The sequence below is a fragment of the Sphingomonas taxi genome (genome assembly GCF_000764535.1).
Taxonomy (GTDB): Bacteria; Pseudomonadota; Alphaproteobacteria; order Sphingomonadales; family Sphingomonadaceae; genus Sphingomonas; species Sphingomonas taxi.
Genome location: NZ_CP009571.1, coordinates 2,036,361 through 2,054,974, shown reverse-complemented (window position 1 = coordinate 2,054,974; position 18,614 = coordinate 2,036,361). Strand labels below are relative to the sequence as shown.

The following is an 18,614-nucleotide window of genomic DNA, read 5'->3' as shown; positions in this document are numbered from 1 at the left end:
CGGAACAAGTCGACACCACTGAAACGCTCCACCATTGCTCCTGCGAACGCAGGAGCCCAGGGTTCCGAACGCCGTCAGCCGTTGCTCTGCTTGGCCCTGGGTTCCTGCGTTCGCAGGAACACTGCGCGGGTTGCTTGGCGCGACGAACCTTCGCGAAGGTTGTGCAGCGATCCGGGGTTGCCGGCAGGGCAACCCCGACAAGACCTCACCGCGACGCCAGCCGCGTCGGGTTCACCGCGCCGCGCGCATCGGCGGTGCGGAACGACACCGGCACGCCGTTGGCGGCGCCGGTCACGCGGCTGCCGTGCACGACGAAGCGGAAGCTGTCGCCGCCCGGAAAGCGGCGGCCGCGGATGACGTGGCGGTCCGCCGACGCGTCGGTCGTCGTATAGACATAAGTCGATCCCTCGTGCTGGAACGTCCGTTCGCCGTCGCGCGCCATCGCGCTGGTCGGGATGAGGGCAGCCGCCGTGACGGCCAGAATAGCAACAGTCTTGCGCATGATCGCCTCCCGCAAAGTGCATCGAGCCCGATCAGGTCCCCTCCCGCCCGTATCGCAATCTTTATATTGCGATGCAGCATCATTGCCGAATGCAAATCCATATCGGACCGATTGTCATGCGTGCAATCGCGCCGCTGCGGCCGGCATAGTTCTGCGACATTTTGGACCTATCCTGTGCGTCCGGGAGCGAGGAGCGTCGGATGTCGGAAGCTGCCATCGCATTGAACAGGTTCGGTTTAGGGGCTCGTGCGGACGAGTCGCCGCCGGCCGATCCACGCAACTGGCTGACGGCGCAGCTCGCCGCCTACCAAGCGAACCCGGCCCCGATCGCCGCCGCGCCGACCAGCGCCAAGGTCGCTGCCGACCTTGCCGCCTATCAGGCGGCGCAACGCCAGATCCGCCAGATGCCGGCGCCGACTCCGGCCCTCGCGCCGCCCCCGCCGCCGATCGTGCCGCCCGCCGCGCCGCCCGTCCCGCAACGCGACGCCAGGCAGCAGGCACGCGACACCGCCCAGCGCGCTGCGCAGCAGGATTACATCAACCTCGTCGGCGCGCGCACCGCCGTCGCGATCGCCACGCCGACGCCCTTCGCCGAGCGGCTCGTCTGGTTCTGGTCGAATCACTTCGCCGTCTCCGCCGACAAGCTCGAACTCACCGGCCTGTCGGGCACGCTGGAGATGGAGGCGATCCGCCCGCATGTGATGGGCCGCTTCGCCGACATGCTATTCGCGGTCGAGCGCCATCCGGCGATGCTGCTGTATCTCGATCAGGCGGTGTCGGTCGGCCCCGACAGTCCGGTCGGCGCCAAAGCCGCCGCGCGCGGCCAGCGCCGAATCGGGCTCAACGAGAATCTGGCGCGCGAGATCATGGAGCTGCACACGCTGGGCGTCCGCACCGGCTATACCCAGGCCGACGTCACCGAATTCGCCCGCGCGATGACCGGCTGGACGGTCGGTGTGATCGGCGGCGGCCCGGCCGCGCGCTTCGTCGCCGACCGGCCGCCTGGCAGCTTCGCCTTCGTCCCCGACATCCATCAGCCCGGCGCGCGCACGATCCTCGGCAAGACCTATCCGCCGGGCGAGGAGGATCAGGCTCGCGCCGCGCTCGCCGATTTCGCCGTCCACCCCGCGACCGCGCGCCATGTCGCCACCAAGCTCGCCCGCCATTTCGCCGGCGACGCGCCGCCGCCCGCGATGGTCGCGCGGCTGGAGACGGCGTTCCGCCGCTCGAACGGCGACCTGCCCACCGTCTATCGCGCGCTGATCGCCTCGCCCGAGGCGTGGCGGCCAGCGCCCGCCAAGTTCAAGACGCCGTCGGAATGGACCGTCTCCACCTATCGCGCGCTCAGCCTCGCCGACGTCAAGCCGCAGGCGGTGCAGGGGCTGCTCAACCAATTGGGCCAGCCGCTGTGGAAGCCCGGCCAGCCCATCGGTTACGACGACACCGCGCCGAGCTGGGCCGGTCCCGATGCGGTGATGCGCCGCGTCGAGGCGGCGGAGCGGTTCGCCGCCCGCTCGGGCGCGACGATCGACGCGCGCGCGCTCGCGCCGCGGCTGTTCCCTGACGCGGTCTCGCCCGCCACCACGCAGGCGCTCGCCCGCGCCGAAAGCCCCGGGCAGGCGCTCGCGTTGCTGCTCGTCTCGCCCGAAATGATGCGGAGGTAAGATCATGGATCGTCGCTCCTTCCTCGCCGCCGGCGGCCTCGGCCTGCTCGGCAGCTTCGCGCCGCGCATGGCCTTCGCCAGGGCGGCGACGCCCAAACGCTTCGTCTTCATCATCCAGCGTGGCGCCGCCGACGGGCTCGGCACGATCGGCGCGACCGGCGATCCCGCCTTCGTCGGTGCGCGCGGCGACCTCGCCGCCGATCTCACCGCGGGCACGAAGCTGGATGCGATGTTCGCGCTCCACCCGGCGATGGCCAACGCCGCCGCGCTCTACGGCAAGGGGCAGGCGCTGTTCGCGCATGCGATCGCCTCGCCCTATCGCGACCGCTCGCATTTCGACGGCCAGAACGTGCTCGAGACCGGCGGCACCGGCGCCTATCAGCTCAAGGACGGCTGGATGAACCGCCTGCTCGGCGTCGTCCCCACCGACGACGCCAAGGCGATCGCGATCGCCGCCACCGTGCCGATGGCGTTGCGCGGCCGCCGCGAGGTGGCGAGCTACGCGCCCTCGTCGCTGCCCGATGCCTCGGATGACCTGCTCGCTCGGGTAACGCAACTTTATCAAGGCGATGCGCAACTGCACGGGCTGTGGAACGAGGCGATGCAGACCCGCCAGCTGACCGGCGACCTCACCCGCGACAACGGCCGCAACGCCGCGGCGACCGGTGCGCTGGCGGCGCGGCTGCTCGCGCCGGCGAACGGCGCGCGGATCGCGACGATCGAGACCGGCGGCTGGGACACCCACGCCGGCCAGCGCGGCCGCCTCGCGACGCAGCTCAAGGGGCTCGACGCGATGCTTGGCGCGCTTCAGACGGGGCTAGGCCCGGTATGGGATGATACGTTGGTGCTCGTCGCCACCGAGTTCGGCCGCACCGTCGCGATCAACGGCACCGGCGGCACCGACCACGGCACCGGCACCGCGGCGATGCTGTTCGGCGGCGCGGTCCGCGGCGGCCGCGTCCTCGCCGACTGGCCCGGCCTTGCCTCCGCCAGCCTCTACGAGGCACGCGACCTCAAGCCGACGACGCCGCTCGACGCCTTCATCGGCGGCGCGGTCGCCGACCATTTCGCGGTCGAACCGCCCCGCGCGATGGCCGCGCTCTTCCCTGCGAGCGCGAAGACGGCGGCGATCGAGGGACTGCTGCGGGTGTGAGGGGCCGGCTGTCCTACAGACACCTCCTCTGCTAGACCCGTCATCGAACGTGGCGCGCTGATCGATCAGAGCAGAAACGGAAACGATGACCCCTCGATCGTTTCCATTAAGGTGTCCATCTTGTCCATGTCGTCCAACACGCCATGGTGCAGTGCAGCTATTTGAACCCACCCCGCTTGTAAGCTAGAGCAGGGGACTTTCGCCGAACGGACGCTCATGACGCTTTACACCCGCTTCGCCGCGCATGTCGCCGCGGCTCTCGATACCCTCGTCGCCGCCGGCACGTTGCCGGCCGATCTCGATCGCAAGAACGTGACGGTCGAGCCGCCGCGCGACGCCAGTCACGGCGACCTCGCCACCAATGCCGCGATGGTCCTCGCCAAGCCGGCCAAGCTCAACCCGCGCGCGCTCGGTGAGGCGCTCGCCGCCGAACTGGCGAAGCTGGACGAGATCGCCGAGGCGAGCGTCGCCGGCCCCGGCTTCATCAACCTGCGCCTTACCGACGCCGCATGGCGCGACGAACTCGCGCAGATCCAGGCGGCCGGCGACGATTACGGCCGTTCGACGCAGGGGCAGGGGATCAGCGTCAACGTCGAATACGTTTCCGCCAATCCGACCGGTCCGATGCATATGGGCCATTGCCGCGGCGCGGTGGTCGGCGATGCGCTCGCCGCCTTGCTCGAATTCGCCGGCCACAAGGTCATCCGCGAATATTACGTCAACGATGCGGGCGGTCAGGTCGACGTGCTCGCCCGCTCGGCGCACCTGCGCTACCGCGAGGCGCTCGGCGAGACGATCGCGATCCCCGAGGGCCTGTACCCGGGCGATTATCTCGTCCCCGTCGGCAAGGACCTCGCCGCGGAATTCGGTGACCGCTACGTCGGCGCGCCGGAAGGCGAATGGCTGGCGCTGTTCCGCACCCGCGCGGTCGCGGCGATGCTGGTGATGATCCGCGCGGATCTGGCGCTGCTCGGCATCCACCACGACCTGTTTTCGTCGGAAGCCGAGTTGCAGGCCGCGGGCAAGCCCGAGGCGGCCGAGGCGGAGCTGCGGTCGCGTGGCCTCGTCTACGACGGCGTGCTCGAAGCCCCGAAGGGCGAAACGGCCGAGGATTGGGAGCCGGTCGAGCTGCCGCTGTTCCGCTCGACGCAGTTCGGCGACGATCAGGACCGGCCGATCAAGAAGTCGAACGGCCAGTGGACCTATTTCGGCGCCGACCTCGCCTATCATTTCCAGAAGAGCCAGTCGGCCGACCAGCTCATCGATATCTGGGGCGCTGACCATGCCGGTACCGTCAAGCGCATCCAGGCGGCGGTCGCCGCGCTGACCGGCGGCAAGACGCGCTTCGACGTCAAGCTCGTCCAGATGGTGCGGCTGCTGCGCGGCGGCGAGCCGGTCAAGATGTCGAAGCGCGCCGGCAATTTCGTCACGCTCGCCGACGTGGTGCGCGAGGTCGGCAAGGACGTCGTCCGCTTCACGATGCTGACCCGCCGCTCCGATGCGCAGATGGATTTCGACTTCGCCAAGGTGGTCGAGGCGTCGAAGGACAATCCGGTCTTCTACGTCCAATACGCCCACGCCCGCGTCGCCTCGCTGCACCGCCGCGCCGAGGAAGCGGGGATCGCGGCCCGCGCCGCCGATCTGTCCCGGCTTGATACGGAAGAGCTGGCGCTGGTGAAGCTCGCCGCGCAATTCCCGCGCATCGTCGAGACCGCTGCGACGGCGCGTGAACCGCATAGAATTGCGTTCTATCTGTATGACTTAGCTGCCGCCTTTCACGCTCTGTGGAATGTCGGCAACGACCGGCCCGACCGCCGCTTCCTGGTGGTCGACGATCATGATGCCACCGCGGCGCGTCTGTTCTTGGCGACGGCGGTCGCACAGATTATCCGTAACGGGCTGAGCATCATGGGTGTGGTCGCGGTTTCGGAGATGAAGTGATGGGGGACGGACTGGATCTGCGCGACGAGGACCGCCTGCCGTGGCTCGAAACCGTCGAGCCCGATGAGGAACAGGGCGCGCCGATCGGCAAGACGATCGCGCTGGTCGTCGTCGGCCTCGCCGTGCTCGCGCTGATCATCTTCGGCATCTACAAGCTGCAGACCCGCGCGACCGCCGATGGCCAGCTCATCGCCGCGCAGGACGGCGACTATAAGGTCAAGCCCGACGAGCCCGGTGGCCTCAAGGTCAAGGGCGAGGGCGATGCCGCGATCGCGACCAGCGCGGGCAAGGCGGGCAATGGCTCGATCGATCTCAACGCGGTGCCGGAAAAGCCGATCGACGGTCATCGCGTCGCGCCGACCGCCAAGGCCGCCGGCCCCGGCGGCAGCAACGCCGTCGCGCAGGTGCCGGCATCGAGCGGCAAGCTCGTCGCCGCGGAGCCGGTCAGCGTCCAGCGCAAGCCGGCGGCGACCGGCGCCAGCGGTTCGCTGGTCCAGCTCGGTGCCTATCCCAGCGAGGCGCTGGCGAACAGCGCATGGGACGGTTTCTCCAAGCGGTTCAGCTATTTGGCGCCGCTCGGCAAGTCGGTGCAATCGGTCGCCACCGGTGGCCGCACGCTCTACCGCCTGCGCGTCAACGCCGGCAGCGCCAATCAGGCCGCCGACATCTGCGGCCGCCTGCGCGTCGCCGGCGAAAGCTGCTTCGTCGCGAGCTGAGGCGGGGTGCTCTTCGCCCATCCACGCCGTCACCCCGGACTGGTTCCGGGGTCCACTCCGCGGCGAGGGGAACGGCTCGGGGCGGAAGCGATACCCCTGCGGCCCGGTGGACCCCGGAACAAGTCCGGGGTGACGAATCTGTCGGGCGAACCGAAGGAACCTCATCACGGCCCCCTTCGGTAACGGTCTCGCCCCGCCGGGGAGGACATAAGCGCCCCGCTCTCGCATCTTGCGCGCACCCGCGCTAACCGTGCCGCATGAAGCCCGTCATCTTCGGCATCGCCGGCCTCGCCCTCACCCCCGACGAACGTGCCTTCTTCGCCGAGGCGGACCCCGCCGGCTACATCCTCTTCAAGCGCAACATCCGCGATCGGGAACAGGTTCGCGCGCTCACCGACGCGCTGCGCGACCTCTCCGGCCGCGCCGACCTGCCGATCCTGATCGATCAGGAGGGCGGCCGCGTCGCCCGCATGGGGCCGCCCGAATGGCCCGCCTTTCCCGCCGGCCCCGCCTTCGCCGCACTCTACGACACCGCGCCGATGTCGGCGATCCAGGCGATGCGCGCCAACGGCCAGGCGCTCGGCCTGATGCTCGCCGAGATCGGCATCACCGTCGATTGCGCCCCGATCATCGACGTCGCGCAGCCCGACACCACCGAGGCGATCAGCTGCCGCACCTATGGTGCCGGGCCGATGCAGGTTGCCGCGCTCGGCCGCGCGATGCTGGAGGGGCTGGGGGCCGGCGGCGTCGTCGGCGTCGTCAAGCATATGCCCGGCCACGGCCGCGCGCAGGTCGACAGCCATCATCTCCTCCCCACCGTCACCGCCGACGCCGCGGCCCTGGAGGTCGATCTCGAACCCTTCCGCACGCTGGCGCAGGCGCCGATGGGGATGACCTCGCACATCGTCTTCGAGGCCTGGGATCGCGAGCGCCCCGCGACCCTCTCGCCGATCGTGATCGAACAGGTGATCCGCGGCGCGATCGGTTTCGACGGGCTGCTGATGACCGACGACATCGACATGAAGGCGCTGTCCGGCACCGCGGGCGAGAAAGCCGCTGGTGCGATCGCCGCCGGGTGCGACCTCGTCCTCGATTGCTGGGCGCGGATGGACGAGATGGTCGAGATCGCCGGCAGGCTCGGTGCGATCGGCGATGCCGCGCGCGCACGCCTCGACCGCGCGATGGCGAGCGTCGGCGCACCGACGGGCGATTTCGACGCGCTGATCGCGCAACGCGACGCGTTTCTCGCTTTGGTCTGATGGCCGAACCCGAACAGCTCACGCTCGATCTGGAAGGGTGGGAGGGGCCGCTCGACCTGCTGCTGACTCTGGCGCGCGCGCAGAAGGTCGATCTGCGCAAACTGTCGATCCTCGCGCTGGTCGAGCAATATCTCCGCTACATCCAGCAACGCCAGACGCTGCAACTGGAGGTCGCCGCCGATTATCTCGTGATGGCGGCGTGGCTTGCCTATCTGAAGTCGGCGCTGCTGCTGCCGCGCGACCCGGAGCAGGAGCCCGACCCCGAGGAACTCGCGCTGCGCCTGCAATTGCGGCTCGAACGGCTCGCCGCGATGCGCGAGGCGGGTGCGCGGCTGATGGCGCGCGACCGGCTGGGCCGCGACGTCTTCCTGCGGCGCGCGCCGGAGGGGCTGCGGACGATCCGCCACGCCCGCTGGCAGGCGGAGATCTACGACCTCATCGCGGCCTATGGCCGGGTCAGCGCACGCACCCGCCCGGTGATGCACGTCGTCGCCGATCGCGAGGTGATGACACTGGAAGCGGCGCTGGAGCGCGTGTCGCGTCTGATCGGCGTGCACCTCGACTGGACGACGCTGGAGAGCTTCCTGCCCGACGGATCGGGGCGGCTGCGCAAGTCGGCGCTCGCCTCGTCCTTCCTCGCCGCACTCGAACTCGCCAAACAGGGCAGGGTGGAATTGCGCCAGTCGGCGCCGTTCGCGCCGCTGTATCTCAGGGCGCTGCAATGACGCCCCCCGACGACGCGATGCGCGCGGTGGAGGCGCTGCTGTTCGCCGCGGCCGAGCCGCTCGGCGTCGATTCGATCCGCGCCTATGTCGGCAACGTCGATGTGCGCGCCGTGCTCGCCCGGCTCGAACGCGATTATGCCGGCCGCGGCATCGCTCTGGTCCGCCGCGGCGACCGCTGGCATTTCGAGACCGCGCCCGATCTCGCGCATCTGCTCCGTCGCGATCGCGAGGAGGTGCGCCGGCTGAGCCGCGCCGGCATCGAGACGCTGGCGATCATCGCCTATCACGAACCCGTCACCCGCGCCGAGATCGAGGCGATCCGCGGCGTCGCCACCGCCAAGGGGACGCTGGACGTGCTGATGGAGGCGGGGTGGGTGCGCCCGGCGGGGCGGCGCGAGCTGCCGGGTCGACCGTTGCTCTATGCGACGACGCCGGGCTTCCTCGACCATTTCGGCCTCGAAAGCCGTCGTGACCTGCCGGGGATCGACGACCTGCGCGCCGCCGGCCTGCTCGATCCCGTCGACCTTGCGCTCGAGGAAGCTTTGGAGGTGGCAAAGGACTCCGATAGCGATTAGATAAGAAGACATTCTAGGAGATACGCCATGGGCAGCTTCAGCCCGATCCATCTGCTCGTTCTTGCCGTCGTCGCGATTCTGCTGCTCGGCGGCGGCCGATTCTCCAACCTGATGGGCGATGTCGCCAAGGGTGTGAAGAACTTCAAGAAGGGCATGGCCGAACACGACGACGACGTCCCCGCCAAGCCGGCACCGCGCATCGAAGCACAGAAGGCCGCCGAGCCCGCGTTCGATCGCGACGGCGAGCGCGTCCGCGACGACCGTTAAGCCGCCCTCGATCCGCTGACAGCGTTACATGTTCGATATCGCGCCGTCCGAATTCCTGCTGGTCGCTTTCGTGGCGCTGGTGGTGATCGGACCCAAGGACCTGCCGAAGGCGATGCGGGTCGTCGGCTATTGGGTCGGCAAGGCGCGCGGTGTCGCGCGCTCCTTCCGCCAGGGTTTCGACAATATGGTCCGCGAGGCGGAGCTGGAAGAAATGGAGAAGCGCTGGGCCGCGGAGAATGCCCGGATCATGGCCGAGCATCCGGTGTCGTCGGAGGCGGAATCGGTTGCCGCCGCCGAACCGGTCGCGGCGGCCGATCCGGCGGGGCAGGCCGAGCCTGATGCGCCCGTGATGGTCGAAAAGCCGGTCGTCACGCCGGCACCCGAGCACAAGCCGGCGCCGCATCCGGATACCACGCCATCATGAGCGGCATGGACATCGAGGACGAGGTCGACGCCAGCCGCGCGCCGTTGCTCGACCATCTCATCGAATTGCGCCGGCGCCTGCTCTATTGCATCGCCGCGCTCGTCGTCGCCTTCGGCCTGAGCTATTGGTTCGCGGAGGATATCTTCGCCTTCCTCGTCCAGCCGCTGCTGTCGGCCGGGCAGAAGACGGTGATCTACACGCAGATCTTCGAGGCGTTCTTCGTCAAGGTGAAGGTCGCCTTCTTCGCCGCGATGATGATCGCCTTTCCGGTGATCGCCAACCAGCTCTGGCAGTTCGTCGCGCCCGGCCTGTACCGCAAGGAGAAGCGCGCGTTACTGCCCTTCATCCTCGCGACCCCGATCCTCTTCATCGGCGGCGCCGCACTCGCTTATTATATGGCGATCCCGATGGCGCTGCATTTCCTGCTGAGCTTCCAGGGCAACGTCGGCGGCGTCCATCAGGAAGCGCTGCCGGCGATCGGCAACTATCTGTCGTTCGTGATGCAGTTCCTCTTCGCCTTCGGCATTGCGTTCCTGCTGCCGGTGTTGCTGATGCTGCTCGAACGGGCCGGGATCATCACGCGCAAGCAGCTGATCGGCGCACGGCGCTATGCGATCGTCGGCGCGACGGCGATCGCCGCGGTGCTGACGCCGCCAGACCTGATGAGCCAGGTGCTGCTCGCCGTGCCGTTGATCCTGCTTTACGAGGTCGCGATCATCGGCATCTGGTTCACCGAACGCAAGCGGTTGAAGGTCGCGGGCACCGACATCGTCGAGGCGTAACCCACTTCTCCACTGGGGACGACGTGGTCGCCGATGCCCGACGTATACCTGACACAAAAAAGCCTCCGCTCGCTGGAGCGGAGGCTTTTCCGACCACGTGAGGTGGAAGCTTACTTGGCGTCGTCGGCGGTCTTGGCGACCGTGCTGCCGGCCGACTTTACGTCCTTGCCGACGCCTTCGACCGTGTTGCACGCGCTGACCATGAGCGCACCCGCGACGACGACCAATCCGAGAACCTTACGCATAGAACCTCCTGGGCTTGAATAGCGCTAGGGGAATGATCGGGCGGCGTATTCGTTCCGGACCCGGAACTCTCGACCTGCCATGATACGGTAGGATTGAATCGATAAGGCCCGGAAACATTCACCGGGGGGGGGAGGGTGAGTGTTTCCGGGCCTATGTCGTGGACCGCGAGAGCGGGGGGGCATAAGGTCGCGATCCGTATTGCATAACCCGGCCTCGGATCGTTGGTTCCGTGCAAAAGCGACCGGGTTTGAAATTATTTTCGTTCAGTCGCGGCCCAGCACGGCGATGGCGATTTCATAGGCGCCGGTCATCGGATCGTGGTGCAGCGGCGCCCGCAATTGGCGCGACAGACCCTCGATCACCCGGCCGTAGCGGGTCGACAGCAAGGTCTCCAGCGTCTCGCTCGCGACGAAGGCGCGCGAGACGACGCGGAGCTTCGCCTTGGCGTCGTCGTCGCCGGGTTTTACCGCGACGCGGATCTGCGCGGCACGGTCGCAATTCATCGCTAGCTCGATCGTCTCGGTGACGAGAAAGGCGACCGCCACCGCGACGTCCTGATTGACGAGATAGGGGTCGACGTCGAGCGCGATCGACAGGCTGGTCGCGCCTTCGGGCGCCGTGGCGCGGATGTTCGATGCCAGTTCGCCGATCACCGCACGCAGGTTGAGCCCGCGATTGTCCTCCATCTCGGCGAAATGGTTGCGGTGGACGACCGCGAGCGCGTCGACGCGACGCTGGATCGACGCATAGGCCGCGGTCGCATCGGGGCTCGGCGCACCGCGCGCATGGAAATTGATCAGGCTGGAGATGACCTGGAGGTTGTTCTTGACGCGATGGTGGACCTCGCGCGTCAATTTGGTCTGCCGCACCACCGCCTCGGCCAAGCCGGCCTCGTGCAGCGCGACGGTGCGGCTGATCGCGCGGAAGGTGTCGCCGAGCTCGCGGATCTCCTGCGCCGGCAACGGTCCGAGCTGGCCCGGGTCGATCACTTCACCCGGCGTGTAGGAGGCGACGCTGGCGCGCAGCAGGCGCAGCGGGCGGATCAGCAGCCGGTCGACGATGAACCATGCCAATCCCGCCGCGGCCGCCCACATCAACAGCGGCAGCATCAGCGCGACGAGGAAGGACGAGGTGATCGGCGCGCTGCGCGTGCTCGTCCGCAGCGTCAGGCCGCCGAGGCCGAGGTCGGTCTCGACGGTCTCGACGCGATCGAGCGGGCCGAGGTCGGGAATGCTGGCGAGGTCGAGCGAGGTGTCGTCGTGCACCAGCGCGCTGGCGAGCGGCACGGCGCGGCTGGTCGGCGTGGCGAGCCGTGCGAGAAAGGGGCGGGGGAAGAAGACGCGCGCGCTCGGCCCGCGGCGCGGGCCGGCAACCGACAGGATCAGGCCCTTGTCGGGAACGATCGCCGCGCCGACCGCGGTGCTGGTATCGATCGAGACGTTGCTGTCGAGCGGTTCGCCGCACAGCAGCCGGCCATTGCGATCGACGATCGAGAAGCGCGTACCCGTCGTCGCCTGTTGCGCAAATACGCCCTGCGCCCGCGCGCAACTCGGCGCATCGCCGGCATCGGCCTGGAGCGCATTCACCGCGACGCGCAAAGCGGTCATGTCGCCGATCAGCTCGATCGCGATGCTGCGCGCACTCTCGTTGGCAGCGATACGCAGCCGCGCCCGCGCCTCGGCATCCGCGGTCCGTCCGGTCTGCAGCGTCGCCCCGATCGCGATCAGCGCCAGTAACAGCAATGCGATGCTGAGCGTGATGAACAGCTTGGCGCCCGTCGGCAAACGCGAAAGCGCCGACACCGGGGCCATTGCCGCGCGTCGGGTGGAGGATGCCGCGGCGAAGGGTGTGGCCATGCCCTCTGCTAGGCGAGCTTGTTCAGCAGGTCGAGCATTTCGTCGGGAACGCTTTCATCAATCGTCCGCTGGTACGCGGAGCGAAGTGCCGCGCCCATGTCGCGATCCTTGCTCTGAACCTTGGCAGGAGACTTTTTGGAAGACGTTTTCGTGTCCTTGTCGCTGGGCAGTTCCAACATGTCCCCCTGGGTGGCCCGGTCCTACCGGGCAATCGACGCACAATGAATGATAGCCGCAAATCAGGAGCGGCTGACCCATTCGATCGGCGATGAAACCAAATTAGCCTTCGATGGTTCCATCGTCGCGCGAAATTTCCGCGGGCCCACGGGTCGGTCGGGTTCTTCGACAAACATCGTTGCAAAGCGGCGGGCGCCCGCACAGATCAGGCACCCGTTCGATATTTCAGATCCCGGACATCCGGGCAGTTCTTCAGGGAGTGATCACCACCCATGTCGCTTGGACAGCAACTCGCACCGCATCTTCCCTTCCTGCGGCGCTACGGCCGGGCCCTGACCGGCAGCCAGCAGCAGGGCGACAAATACGTCCGCGCCACGCTGGAGGCGATCGTCGCGGCGCCGGATCAATTCCCGCGCGACGTCGATCCGCGCCTCGGCCTGTACCGTATGTTCCAGGGCATCTGGGCCTCGGCCAATGCCGATGGCGAGGAGCAGACCTCGCAGAGCGACGCCGAGGGGACCGAGGCGGTCGCCCGGGCCCGTCTCGCCCGCATGACGCCGCTGTCGCGTCAGGCGCTGTTGCTGACCGCGATGGAGGGCTTCACCCCCGAGGATGCCGCCTATCTGATCGAGGTCGACACCAGCGAGGTCGAGACTCTGGTCGCCGAGGCGCTGGCCGAGATCGAGAAGCAGACCCGCGCGCGCGTGCTGATCATCGAGGACGAGCCGATCATCGCCATGGACATCGAGACGATCGTCCGCGACCTCGGTCATGAGGTGACCGGCGTCGCCGTGACCCGCGACGAGGCGGTCGCGCTGGCGATGGAGGATCGCCCCGGTCTGGTGCTCGCCGATATCCAGCTCGCCGACGACAGCTCGGGCATCGATGCGGTCAAGGACATCCTCGCGGAGTTCGAAGTGCCGGTGATCTTCATCACCGCCTTCCCGGAGCGCCTGCTCACCGGCGAGCGTCCCGAGCCGACCTTCCTGATCACCAAGCCGTTCCAGCGTTCGACGGTGAAGGCCGCGATCAGTCAGGCGCTGTTCTTCGATCAGGCGACCATCCCCAACGCTCTCGCGTGACGACACGCCGACGCGTCGTTTCGATCCGGAACGGCGCGTCGGCATCGCCAGATCATCGCCGGACTGCGGCAAAGTCGAATAAAGTTACGGACCCAAAACGGATGTCGTGTGTTTGACGTCCATGGCTGATCCGAACGAACCCGTCCATGTCACCACCACCGAGGCGCGGGCGGGCGCGACCCCGGGCGTCACCCGATACGTTCTGGGTGTGTCACTCGTGCTGGTCATCGCGATCTTCGCCTTTCTGATCCTGCGATAATTCGACCGAGCCCGTCTCACTGGCATTTGCCGGCGCGGACCCTTATCTTGCTGCCCGAGGCGGCAATGATGTCCCCGGCTTTGAACGGAATTGCATGACCCAGCCTGCTACGCGTGACGACGATTACGAAGACGACGACGCTCCCGTAGCGCCGGTCGAGCACGTTGCTCTGTCCGACCCCGAATTCAAGAAACAGCTGGCGCAGGTCATCCCGCATCTGCGCGCCTTCGGTCGCTCGCTGTCCGGCAGCCGCGACCTCGCCGACGACCTCGTCCAGGAGACGTTGCTCAAGGCATGGGCGGCGCGCCAGCGTTTCCAGGCCGGCACCAACATGCGTGCCTGGACCTTCATCATTCTGCGCAACCTCTATCTGTCGCAGATGCGCCGCGCGCGGTTCAAGGGCGAGTGGGACGATCTCGTCGCCGATCGTATCCTCGCCGCACCCGCGAGCCAGGACCGCCACGTCGAACTGGGCGACATGCAGCGCGCGCTGCTGCATCTGCCGCAGCCGCAGCGCGAGGCGCTGATCCTCGTCGGCGCCGGCGGCTTCGCTTATGAAGAGGCGGCGGAAATCTGTCAGGTGGCGGTCGGTACGATCAAGAGCCGCGTCGCGCGCGGCCGCGTCGCGCTGGAGACGATCCTCACCGAAGGCTCGCTGCCGTCGCGTCGCGAGCATGAGACCGACGTCAACAAGACCGCGCTCGACACGATCATGGGCGAAGTCGACGAACTCAGCCGCGGTCATTGATCGACGGAGGGTAGTTGCCGCGGTGTTGACCCGGCACCACGCCGACAGGTAAAGAGGGAACGGGCGGTCCGTGCAGGGCCGCCCTTTCTCGTTTCGAGATGAGGAGATGCCCCGTGACCATTACCGCCCTGATGCCCGTCTATCCGCGGTGCGGGGTGCGTCCGGTCCGAGGCGAGGGCTGTTATCTCATCAGTGAGGACGGCAGCCGCTATCTTGACATGGCGGCGGGCATCGCGGTCAACGCGCTCGGCCACGGCCATCCGCATCTCGTCAAGACGATCGCCGAACAGGCGGCGACGCTGATGCACGTCAGCAACCTCTACGGTTCGCCGCAGGGCGAGGCGCTGGCCGAGCGGATCGTCGCCAACAGCTTCGCCGACACGGTGTTCTTCACCAACTCGGGCACCGAGGCGGTGGAATGCGCGATCAAGACCGCGCGCCGCTTCCATTATGCCGCCGGCAATCCCGAGCGCAGCAAGATCATCACCTTCAACAACGCCTTCCACGGGCGGACGATGGGCGCGATCTCGGCGACCAACCAGCCCAAGATGCGCGACGGCTTCGAGCCCCTGCTGCCCGGTTTCGCTTATGCGCCGTTCAACGATCTCGACGCCGCGCTGGCGCTGATCGACGACACCACCGCGGGCTTCATGGTCGAGACGATCCAGGGCGAGGGCGGCGTGTCGGTCGGCACGCCCGAATTCATCACCGGTCTGCGCAAGGCGTGCGACGAGCACGGCCTGTTGCTGATCCTCGACGAGGTCCAGTGCGGCTATGGCCGGACCGGCAAAATGTGGGCGTATGAGCATTACGGCATCGAGCCCGATATCATGGCGGTCGCCAAGGGGATCGGCGCGGGCTTCCCGCTCGGTGCCTGCCTCGCCACCGAGCGTGCGGCGAGCGGCATGGTGATCGGCACGCACGGTTCGACCTATGGCGGCAATCCGCTCGCGATGGCGGCGGGGCAGGCGGTGCTCGACGTGATGCTGGAGGAGGGTTTCCTCGCCAACGTCGAGGCGATGGGCGAGCGGCTGCGCAGCGCGCTCGAACAGCTCATCCCCAACCACGATCACGTCTTCGAGAGCGTGCGCGGCAAGGGGCTGATGCTCGGCCTCAAGCTCAAGGCCGGCGTCGAGCCGCGCGAGTTCGTCGCGCACGCCCGCGACAACCACGGCCTCCTGCTGGTCGCGGCCGGCGAGAACGTCGTCCGCATCCTGCCGCCGCTGGTGATCGAGGACGCCCATGTCGCCGAATGTATCGACAAGCTGAGCGCCGCTGCGCGGGTCTTCGTACCGGCCAGCGACGATTGATCTAGTCCTCCCCCGCCAGGGGGAGGGGACCGGCGCAGCCGGTGGAGGGGGAGGATGGCGGGCGGCTCGTTGGGGAAGCGCCCCCTCCACCACGGCCCGACGGCCGCGGTCCCTCTCTCCGCTGCGCGAGGGAGGACTATAATGCGCCATTTTCTGAACCTGTCCGATGCCGGCGCCGATGGCGTCGCCGCGATGCTGGCCGATGCGATCGACCGCAAGGCGGCGCGTGCCGGCTTCCCCAAGGGACGCGCCGATGCCGACGCGCCGCTCGCCGGCCATGTGCTGGCGATGATCTTCGAGAAGAATTCGACGCGTACCCGCGTCAGCTTCGACATGGCGATCCGGCAACTGGGCGGGACCTCGATCGTCATGGATGCCGGCTCGATGCAGCTCGGTCGCGGCGAGAGCATCGCCGATACCGCGCGCGTGCTGTCGGGCTATGTCGACGCGATCATGATCCGCACCGACGATCACGCCAAGGTCGAGGACATGGCCCGCTACGCCAGCGTGCCCGTCATCAACGGCCTGACCGACCAGTCGCATCCCTGCCAGATCATGGCCGATCTCCAGACGATCCTCGAGGACGGCAAGGCGTTGCCCGGTCTCAAGCTGGCGTGGCTCGGCGACGGCAACAACGTGCTCGCCTCGCTGATCGAGGCAGCCGGGCTGATGCAGTTCGACGTCACCGCCGCCTGTCCGCAGGGCTTCATGCCGGCCGAGGCCGATGTCGCGCGCGGGCAGGGCCGTGCCCGCGTCGTCGCCTCGCCGCAGGAAGCGGTCGAGGGTGCCGACGTCATCGTCACCGACACGTGGATCTCGATGGGCCAGGCGCATGCCGAGACCAAGCTCGCCGCGATGATGCCCTATCAGGTCGACGAGGCCCTGATGGCGCGCGCCAAGCCCGATGCGCGCTTCCTCCACTGCCTGCCCGCGCATCGTGGCGAAGAGGTGGTCGATGCGGTGATCGACGGGCCGCAGTCGCTGATCTGGCAGGAAGCGGAGAACCGCCTCCACGCGCAGAAAGCGGTGCTGCGCTGGGTCTTCGGCCAGATCGGCTGATCCGGGGGCGTGTCGAACGGGGGGCGGTGGGTAACTTGACCCATCCACCGCGCCATCCCATTTCCTGCCGATGCAACAATCCCCCATCGATATCGATCGCGCGCTCGGGTTCGCGATTCCCTCCCGCTCGGCGCGCGGACGGGTCGTGCGGCTTGGTCCGGCGCTCGACGCGGTGCTCGCGGCGCACGCCTATCCCCCCGCGATCGAGGCCTTGCTCGCCGAGGCGCTGACCCTGGCGGCGTTGATCGGCTCGACGCTCAAGGACCCGACCGCGCAACTCACGATGCAGACGCGGACCGAGAACGGCGTCGTCCAGCTGCTCGTCTGCGACTATCGGGGCGGGGAAGTGCGCGGGTATATCGATTTCGACGCCGAGAAGCTCGCCGCGGCGCCGGAGCAGCCGACGCTGTTCGCGCTGTTCGGTCAGGGCTATCTCGCCATCACCTTCGACCTCGCGGCGACCGGCGAGCGCTATCAGGGCATCGTCCCGCTCGACGGCGAGACGCTGGCGGAGGCGGCGCAAAGCTATTTCGTCCAGTCCGAGCAGATCCCCAGCCTCGTTCGGGTCGGCATCGCCCGCGACGGCGAGCGCATTGTCGCCGGTGGCCTGTTCCTCCAGCATCTGCCCGAAGGCGAGGTCGGTCGCGAGCGGCTGCACACCCGGCTCGACCATCCCGAATGGGAGCATGTCGCGGCGCTCGGCCAGACGATGGGGGTCGACGAACTCGCCGATCCCGCATTGTCGCTGGAGACTTTGGTCTGGCGGCTGTTCAACGAGGAGCCCGACGTACGCGTGCTCGCCTCGACCCCGCTGTCGCGCGGCTGCCGCTGCACCGGCGATTATATCGCGAGCGTGCTGGCCAAATTCTCGCTGGAGGAACGGCGCGAGATGGCGGACGAACGCGGGTTCATCCAGGTCGATTGTGCCTTCTGCGCAACCAAATTCCCGGTTCCGGCCGAGGCCGATCCGGTCGCCTGAGCGCAAGGGCGGGAGGGATATCCGCGGGGCATCTTAATCTCCTTTTAATACCCGGCGCTTAGCCATGGGGTGTGCCTGTTCATGACCGGCACGCTTTTCTCCCAGAGGAGCGATCGCTTCTCTCTCCTTCAAGGGCCGCCTTACCCGCGGCCCTTTTCTTTTGCGCCGCTTTGGCCTAGCGCCGGGGGGATCATGACCATGCAAAACGTAGGGCCTCTGGCCGTCGTGCTCGTCTCCGGCGGGCTCGATTCGATGATCTCCGCCGCCAGTGCGCGCGAAGCGGGCTATCGCCTGCTTGCGCTGTCGATCGACTATAACCAGCGCCATCGCGTCGAACTGGCCGCGGCGCGGCGCGTCGCAACCACGCTGGGGGCGGAGCGGCATATCGTGTTGCCGCTCGACCTGTCGGCATTCGGCGGCTCGGCGCTTACCGCCGACATCGACGTGCCCAAGGACGGCGTCGGCGAGGGGATTCCGGTCACCTATGTGCCGGCGCGCAACACGATCTTCCTCAGCCTCGCGCTCGGCTGGGCGGAGGCGGCGGGATCGCGCGACCTGTTCATCGGCGTCAACGCGCTCGATTATTCCGGCTATCCCGATTGCCGCCCCGAATTCATCCAGGCCTTCGAAGGGCTGGCAGAGATCGCCACAAAAGCGGGCGTCGAGGGCGAACCGTTCAAGATCCACGCGCCGCTGCAGCATATGACCAAGGCCGACATCGTCCGCGAGGGCCAGCGGCTGGGCGTCGACATGGGGATCAGCTGGTCGTGCTACGATCCGGCACCGGGCGGGGTCCATTGCGGTACCTGCGACAGCTGCCGGCTGCGCTCCAAGGGATTCGAGGAAGCGGGCATAGCCGATCCGACGGTCTACGCCGTCCGGCCCTGATC

The 18,614-nt window shown here is 67.9% G+C and carries 21 protein-coding genes; 17 read left to right on the top strand and 4 right to left on the bottom strand.

Annotation, left to right across the window (positions count from 1 at the left end; all coding sequences use genetic code 11):
* Positions 1-205: 205 nt before the first annotated feature.
* Positions 206-502, bottom strand: a complete 297-nt coding sequence (locus MC45_RS09200) for a hypothetical protein (RefSeq protein ID WP_038667011.1) — start codon at positions 500-502, stop codon at positions 206-208.
* Between the two features lie 200 nt (positions 503-702).
* On the opposite strand from MC45_RS09200, the gene MC45_RS09195 reads away from it, so the two are divergent.
* The 10 genes from MC45_RS09195 to tatC all read left to right on the top strand — a co-directional run bounded on the left by MC45_RS09195 (position 703) and on the right by tatC (position 10,008).
* On the top strand, positions 703-2,166 hold the full coding sequence (locus MC45_RS09195; protein WP_179944529.1) for a DUF1800 domain-containing protein: 1,464 nt from the start codon (positions 703-705) through the stop codon (positions 2,164-2,166).
* A gap of 4 nt (positions 2,167-2,170) precedes the next feature.
* Positions 2,171-3,319, top strand: a complete 1,149-nt coding sequence (locus MC45_RS09190; RefSeq protein WP_038662140.1) for a DUF1501 domain-containing protein — start codon at positions 2,171-2,173, stop codon at positions 3,317-3,319.
* 216 nt (positions 3,320-3,535) lie between these two features.
* The gene (gene argS / locus MC45_RS09185) at positions 3,536-5,260 is read left to right on the top strand and encodes an arginine--tRNA ligase (RefSeq protein WP_038662137.1); all 1,725 of its coding nucleotides are present in this window, start codon (positions 3,536-3,538) and stop codon (positions 5,258-5,260) included.
* Positions 5,260-5,976 carry an SPOR domain-containing protein gene (locus MC45_RS09180; RefSeq protein WP_038662134.1) on the top strand — a complete coding sequence of 239 codons (717 nt, stop codon included), beginning with the start codon at positions 5,260-5,262 and terminating at the stop codon, positions 5,974-5,976. Before argS ends, MC45_RS09180 begins: the two co-directional genes overlap by 1 nt.
* A gap of 257 nt (positions 5,977-6,233) precedes the next feature.
* On the top strand, positions 6,234-7,235 hold the full coding sequence (locus MC45_RS09175) for a glycoside hydrolase family 3 N-terminal domain-containing protein (protein ID WP_038662131.1): 1,002 nt from the start codon (positions 6,234-6,236) through the stop codon (positions 7,233-7,235).
* Positions 7,235-7,960: a segregation and condensation protein A gene (locus MC45_RS09170; protein ID WP_038662128.1), complete on the top strand. Its 726-nt coding sequence runs from the start codon at positions 7,235-7,237 to the stop codon at positions 7,958-7,960. The genes MC45_RS09175 and MC45_RS09170 overlap by 1 nt, the downstream gene beginning before the upstream one ends.
* On the top strand, positions 7,957-8,535 hold the full coding sequence (gene scpB / locus MC45_RS09165) for an SMC-Scp complex subunit ScpB (protein ID WP_038662125.1): 579 nt from the start codon (positions 7,957-7,959) through the stop codon (positions 8,533-8,535). The genes MC45_RS09170 and scpB overlap by 4 nt, the downstream gene beginning before the upstream one ends.
* 27 nt (positions 8,536-8,562) lie before the next feature.
* Positions 8,563-8,802, top strand: a complete 240-nt coding sequence (locus MC45_RS09160; protein ID WP_038662123.1) for a twin-arginine translocase TatA/TatE family subunit — start codon at positions 8,563-8,565, stop codon at positions 8,800-8,802.
* 28 nt (positions 8,803-8,830) lie between these two features.
* Entirely contained in the window at positions 8,831-9,226 is a 396-nt protein-coding gene (gene tatB / locus MC45_RS09155; protein WP_038662121.1) for a Sec-independent protein translocase protein TatB, read from the top strand.
* 5 nt (positions 9,227-9,231) lie between these two features.
* The gene (tatC, locus tag MC45_RS09150; protein ID WP_038662118.1) at positions 9,232-10,008 is read left to right on the top strand and encodes a twin-arginine translocase subunit TatC; all 777 of its coding nucleotides are present in this window, start codon (positions 9,232-9,234) and stop codon (positions 10,006-10,008) included.
* A gap of 110 nt (positions 10,009-10,118) precedes the next feature.
* Here the strand turns inward: tatC and MC45_RS09145 are convergent, their stop codons facing one another.
* The 3 genes from MC45_RS09145 to MC45_RS19550 form a co-directional block, all read right to left on the bottom strand.
* Positions 10,119-10,253, bottom strand: a complete 135-nt coding sequence (locus MC45_RS09145; protein ID WP_038662115.1) for an entericidin A/B family lipoprotein — start codon at positions 10,251-10,253, stop codon at positions 10,119-10,121.
* Between the two features lie 264 nt (positions 10,254-10,517).
* Positions 10,518-12,110, bottom strand: coding sequence for a sensor histidine kinase (locus tag MC45_RS09140; RefSeq protein WP_425423967.1), 1,593 nt, complete (start codon positions 12,108-12,110; stop codon positions 10,518-10,520).
* An 8-nt stretch (positions 12,111-12,118) separates the two neighbouring features.
* Entirely contained in the window at positions 12,119-12,289 is a 171-nt protein-coding gene (locus tag MC45_RS19550; protein ID WP_169742539.1) for a NepR family anti-sigma factor, read from the bottom strand.
* A gap of 270 nt (positions 12,290-12,559) precedes the next feature.
* Here MC45_RS19550 and MC45_RS09135 point away from each other — a divergent pair, with 270 nt between their 5' ends.
* The 7 genes from MC45_RS09135 to queC all read left to right on the top strand — a co-directional run bounded on the left by MC45_RS09135 (position 12,560) and on the right by queC (position 18,612).
* The gene (locus MC45_RS09135) at positions 12,560-13,369 is read left to right on the top strand and encodes a response regulator (RefSeq protein WP_038662110.1); all 810 of its coding nucleotides are present in this window, start codon (positions 12,560-12,562) and stop codon (positions 13,367-13,369) included.
* A 121-nt stretch (positions 13,370-13,490) separates the two neighbouring features.
* Positions 13,491-13,628, top strand: coding sequence for a hypothetical protein (locus MC45_RS19545; protein ID WP_038662107.1), 138 nt, complete (start codon positions 13,491-13,493; stop codon positions 13,626-13,628).
* Positions 13,629-13,722: 94 nt separating this feature from the next.
* A complete protein-coding gene (locus MC45_RS09125) occupies positions 13,723-14,376 on the top strand; it encodes a sigma-70 family RNA polymerase sigma factor (protein ID WP_038662104.1) in 654 nt (217 codons plus the stop codon).
* A gap of 113 nt (positions 14,377-14,489) precedes the next feature.
* On the top strand, positions 14,490-15,686 hold the full coding sequence (locus MC45_RS09120) for an aspartate aminotransferase family protein (protein ID WP_038662102.1): 1,197 nt from the start codon (positions 14,490-14,492) through the stop codon (positions 15,684-15,686).
* 141 nt (positions 15,687-15,827) lie between these two features.
* The gene (argF, locus tag MC45_RS09115) at positions 15,828-16,745 is read left to right on the top strand and encodes an ornithine carbamoyltransferase (RefSeq protein WP_038662099.1); all 918 of its coding nucleotides are present in this window, start codon (positions 15,828-15,830) and stop codon (positions 16,743-16,745) included.
* Positions 16,746-16,815: 70 nt separating this feature from the next.
* A complete protein-coding gene (hslO, locus tag MC45_RS09110; protein ID WP_038662095.1) occupies positions 16,816-17,724 on the top strand; it encodes an Hsp33 family molecular chaperone HslO in 909 nt (302 codons plus the stop codon).
* A 192-nt stretch (positions 17,725-17,916) separates the two neighbouring features.
* On the top strand, positions 17,917-18,612 hold the full coding sequence (queC, locus tag MC45_RS09105) for a 7-cyano-7-deazaguanine synthase QueC (protein ID WP_038662092.1): 696 nt from the start codon (positions 17,917-17,919) through the stop codon (positions 18,610-18,612).
* Positions 18,613-18,614: the final 2 nt, after the last annotated feature.

Coding starts and splice junctions, on each gene's coding strand:
- argF (WP_038662099.1), top strand. CDS start 15,828: ATGCGCCATTTTCTGAACCTGTCCGATGCCGGCGCCGATGGCGTCGCC.
- queC (WP_038662092.1), top strand. CDS start 17,917: ATGACCATGCAAAACGTAGGGCCTCTGGCCGTCGTGCTCGTCTCCGGC.
- argS (WP_038662137.1), top strand. CDS start 3,536: ATGACGCTTTACACCCGCTTCGCCGCGCATGTCGCCGCGGCTCTCGAT.
- MC45_RS09200 (WP_038667011.1), bottom strand. CDS start 502: ATGCGCAAGACTGTTGCTATTCTGGCCGTCACGGCGGCTGCCCTCATC.
- tatC (WP_038662118.1), top strand. CDS start 9,232: ATGGACATCGAGGACGAGGTCGACGCCAGCCGCGCGCCGTTGCTCGAC.
- tatB (WP_038662121.1), top strand. CDS start 8,831: ATGTTCGATATCGCGCCGTCCGAATTCCTGCTGGTCGCTTTCGTGGCG.
- MC45_RS09145 (WP_038662115.1), bottom strand. CDS start 10,253: ATGCGTAAGGTTCTCGGATTGGTCGTCGTCGCGGGTGCGCTCATGGTC.
- MC45_RS09180 (WP_038662134.1), top strand. CDS start 5,260: ATGGGGGACGGACTGGATCTGCGCGACGAGGACCGCCTGCCGTGGCTC.
- MC45_RS09135 (WP_038662110.1), top strand. CDS start 12,560: ATGTCGCTTGGACAGCAACTCGCACCGCATCTTCCCTTCCTGCGGCGC.
- MC45_RS09125 (WP_038662104.1), top strand. CDS start 13,723: ATGACCCAGCCTGCTACGCGTGACGACGATTACGAAGACGACGACGCT.
- hslO (WP_038662095.1), top strand. CDS start 16,816: ATGCAACAATCCCCCATCGATATCGATCGCGCGCTCGGGTTCGCGATT.
- MC45_RS09140 (WP_425423967.1), bottom strand. CDS start 12,110: ATGGCCACACCCTTCGCCGCGGCATCCTCCACCCGACGCGCGGCAATG.
- scpB (WP_038662125.1), top strand. CDS start 7,957: ATGACGCCCCCCGACGACGCGATGCGCGCGGTGGAGGCGCTGCTGTTC.
- MC45_RS09175 (WP_038662131.1), top strand. CDS start 6,234: ATGAAGCCCGTCATCTTCGGCATCGCCGGCCTCGCCCTCACCCCCGAC.
- MC45_RS09160 (WP_038662123.1), top strand. CDS start 8,563: ATGGGCAGCTTCAGCCCGATCCATCTGCTCGTTCTTGCCGTCGTCGCG.
- MC45_RS09170 (WP_038662128.1), top strand. CDS start 7,235: ATGGCCGAACCCGAACAGCTCACGCTCGATCTGGAAGGGTGGGAGGGG.
- MC45_RS19550 (WP_169742539.1), bottom strand. CDS start 12,289: ATGTTGGAACTGCCCAGCGACAAGGACACGAAAACGTCTTCCAAAAAG.
- MC45_RS19545 (WP_038662107.1), top strand. CDS start 13,491: ATGGCTGATCCGAACGAACCCGTCCATGTCACCACCACCGAGGCGCGG.
- MC45_RS09190 (WP_038662140.1), top strand. CDS start 2,171: ATGGATCGTCGCTCCTTCCTCGCCGCCGGCGGCCTCGGCCTGCTCGGC.
- MC45_RS09195 (WP_179944529.1), top strand. CDS start 703: ATGTCGGAAGCTGCCATCGCATTGAACAGGTTCGGTTTAGGGGCTCGT.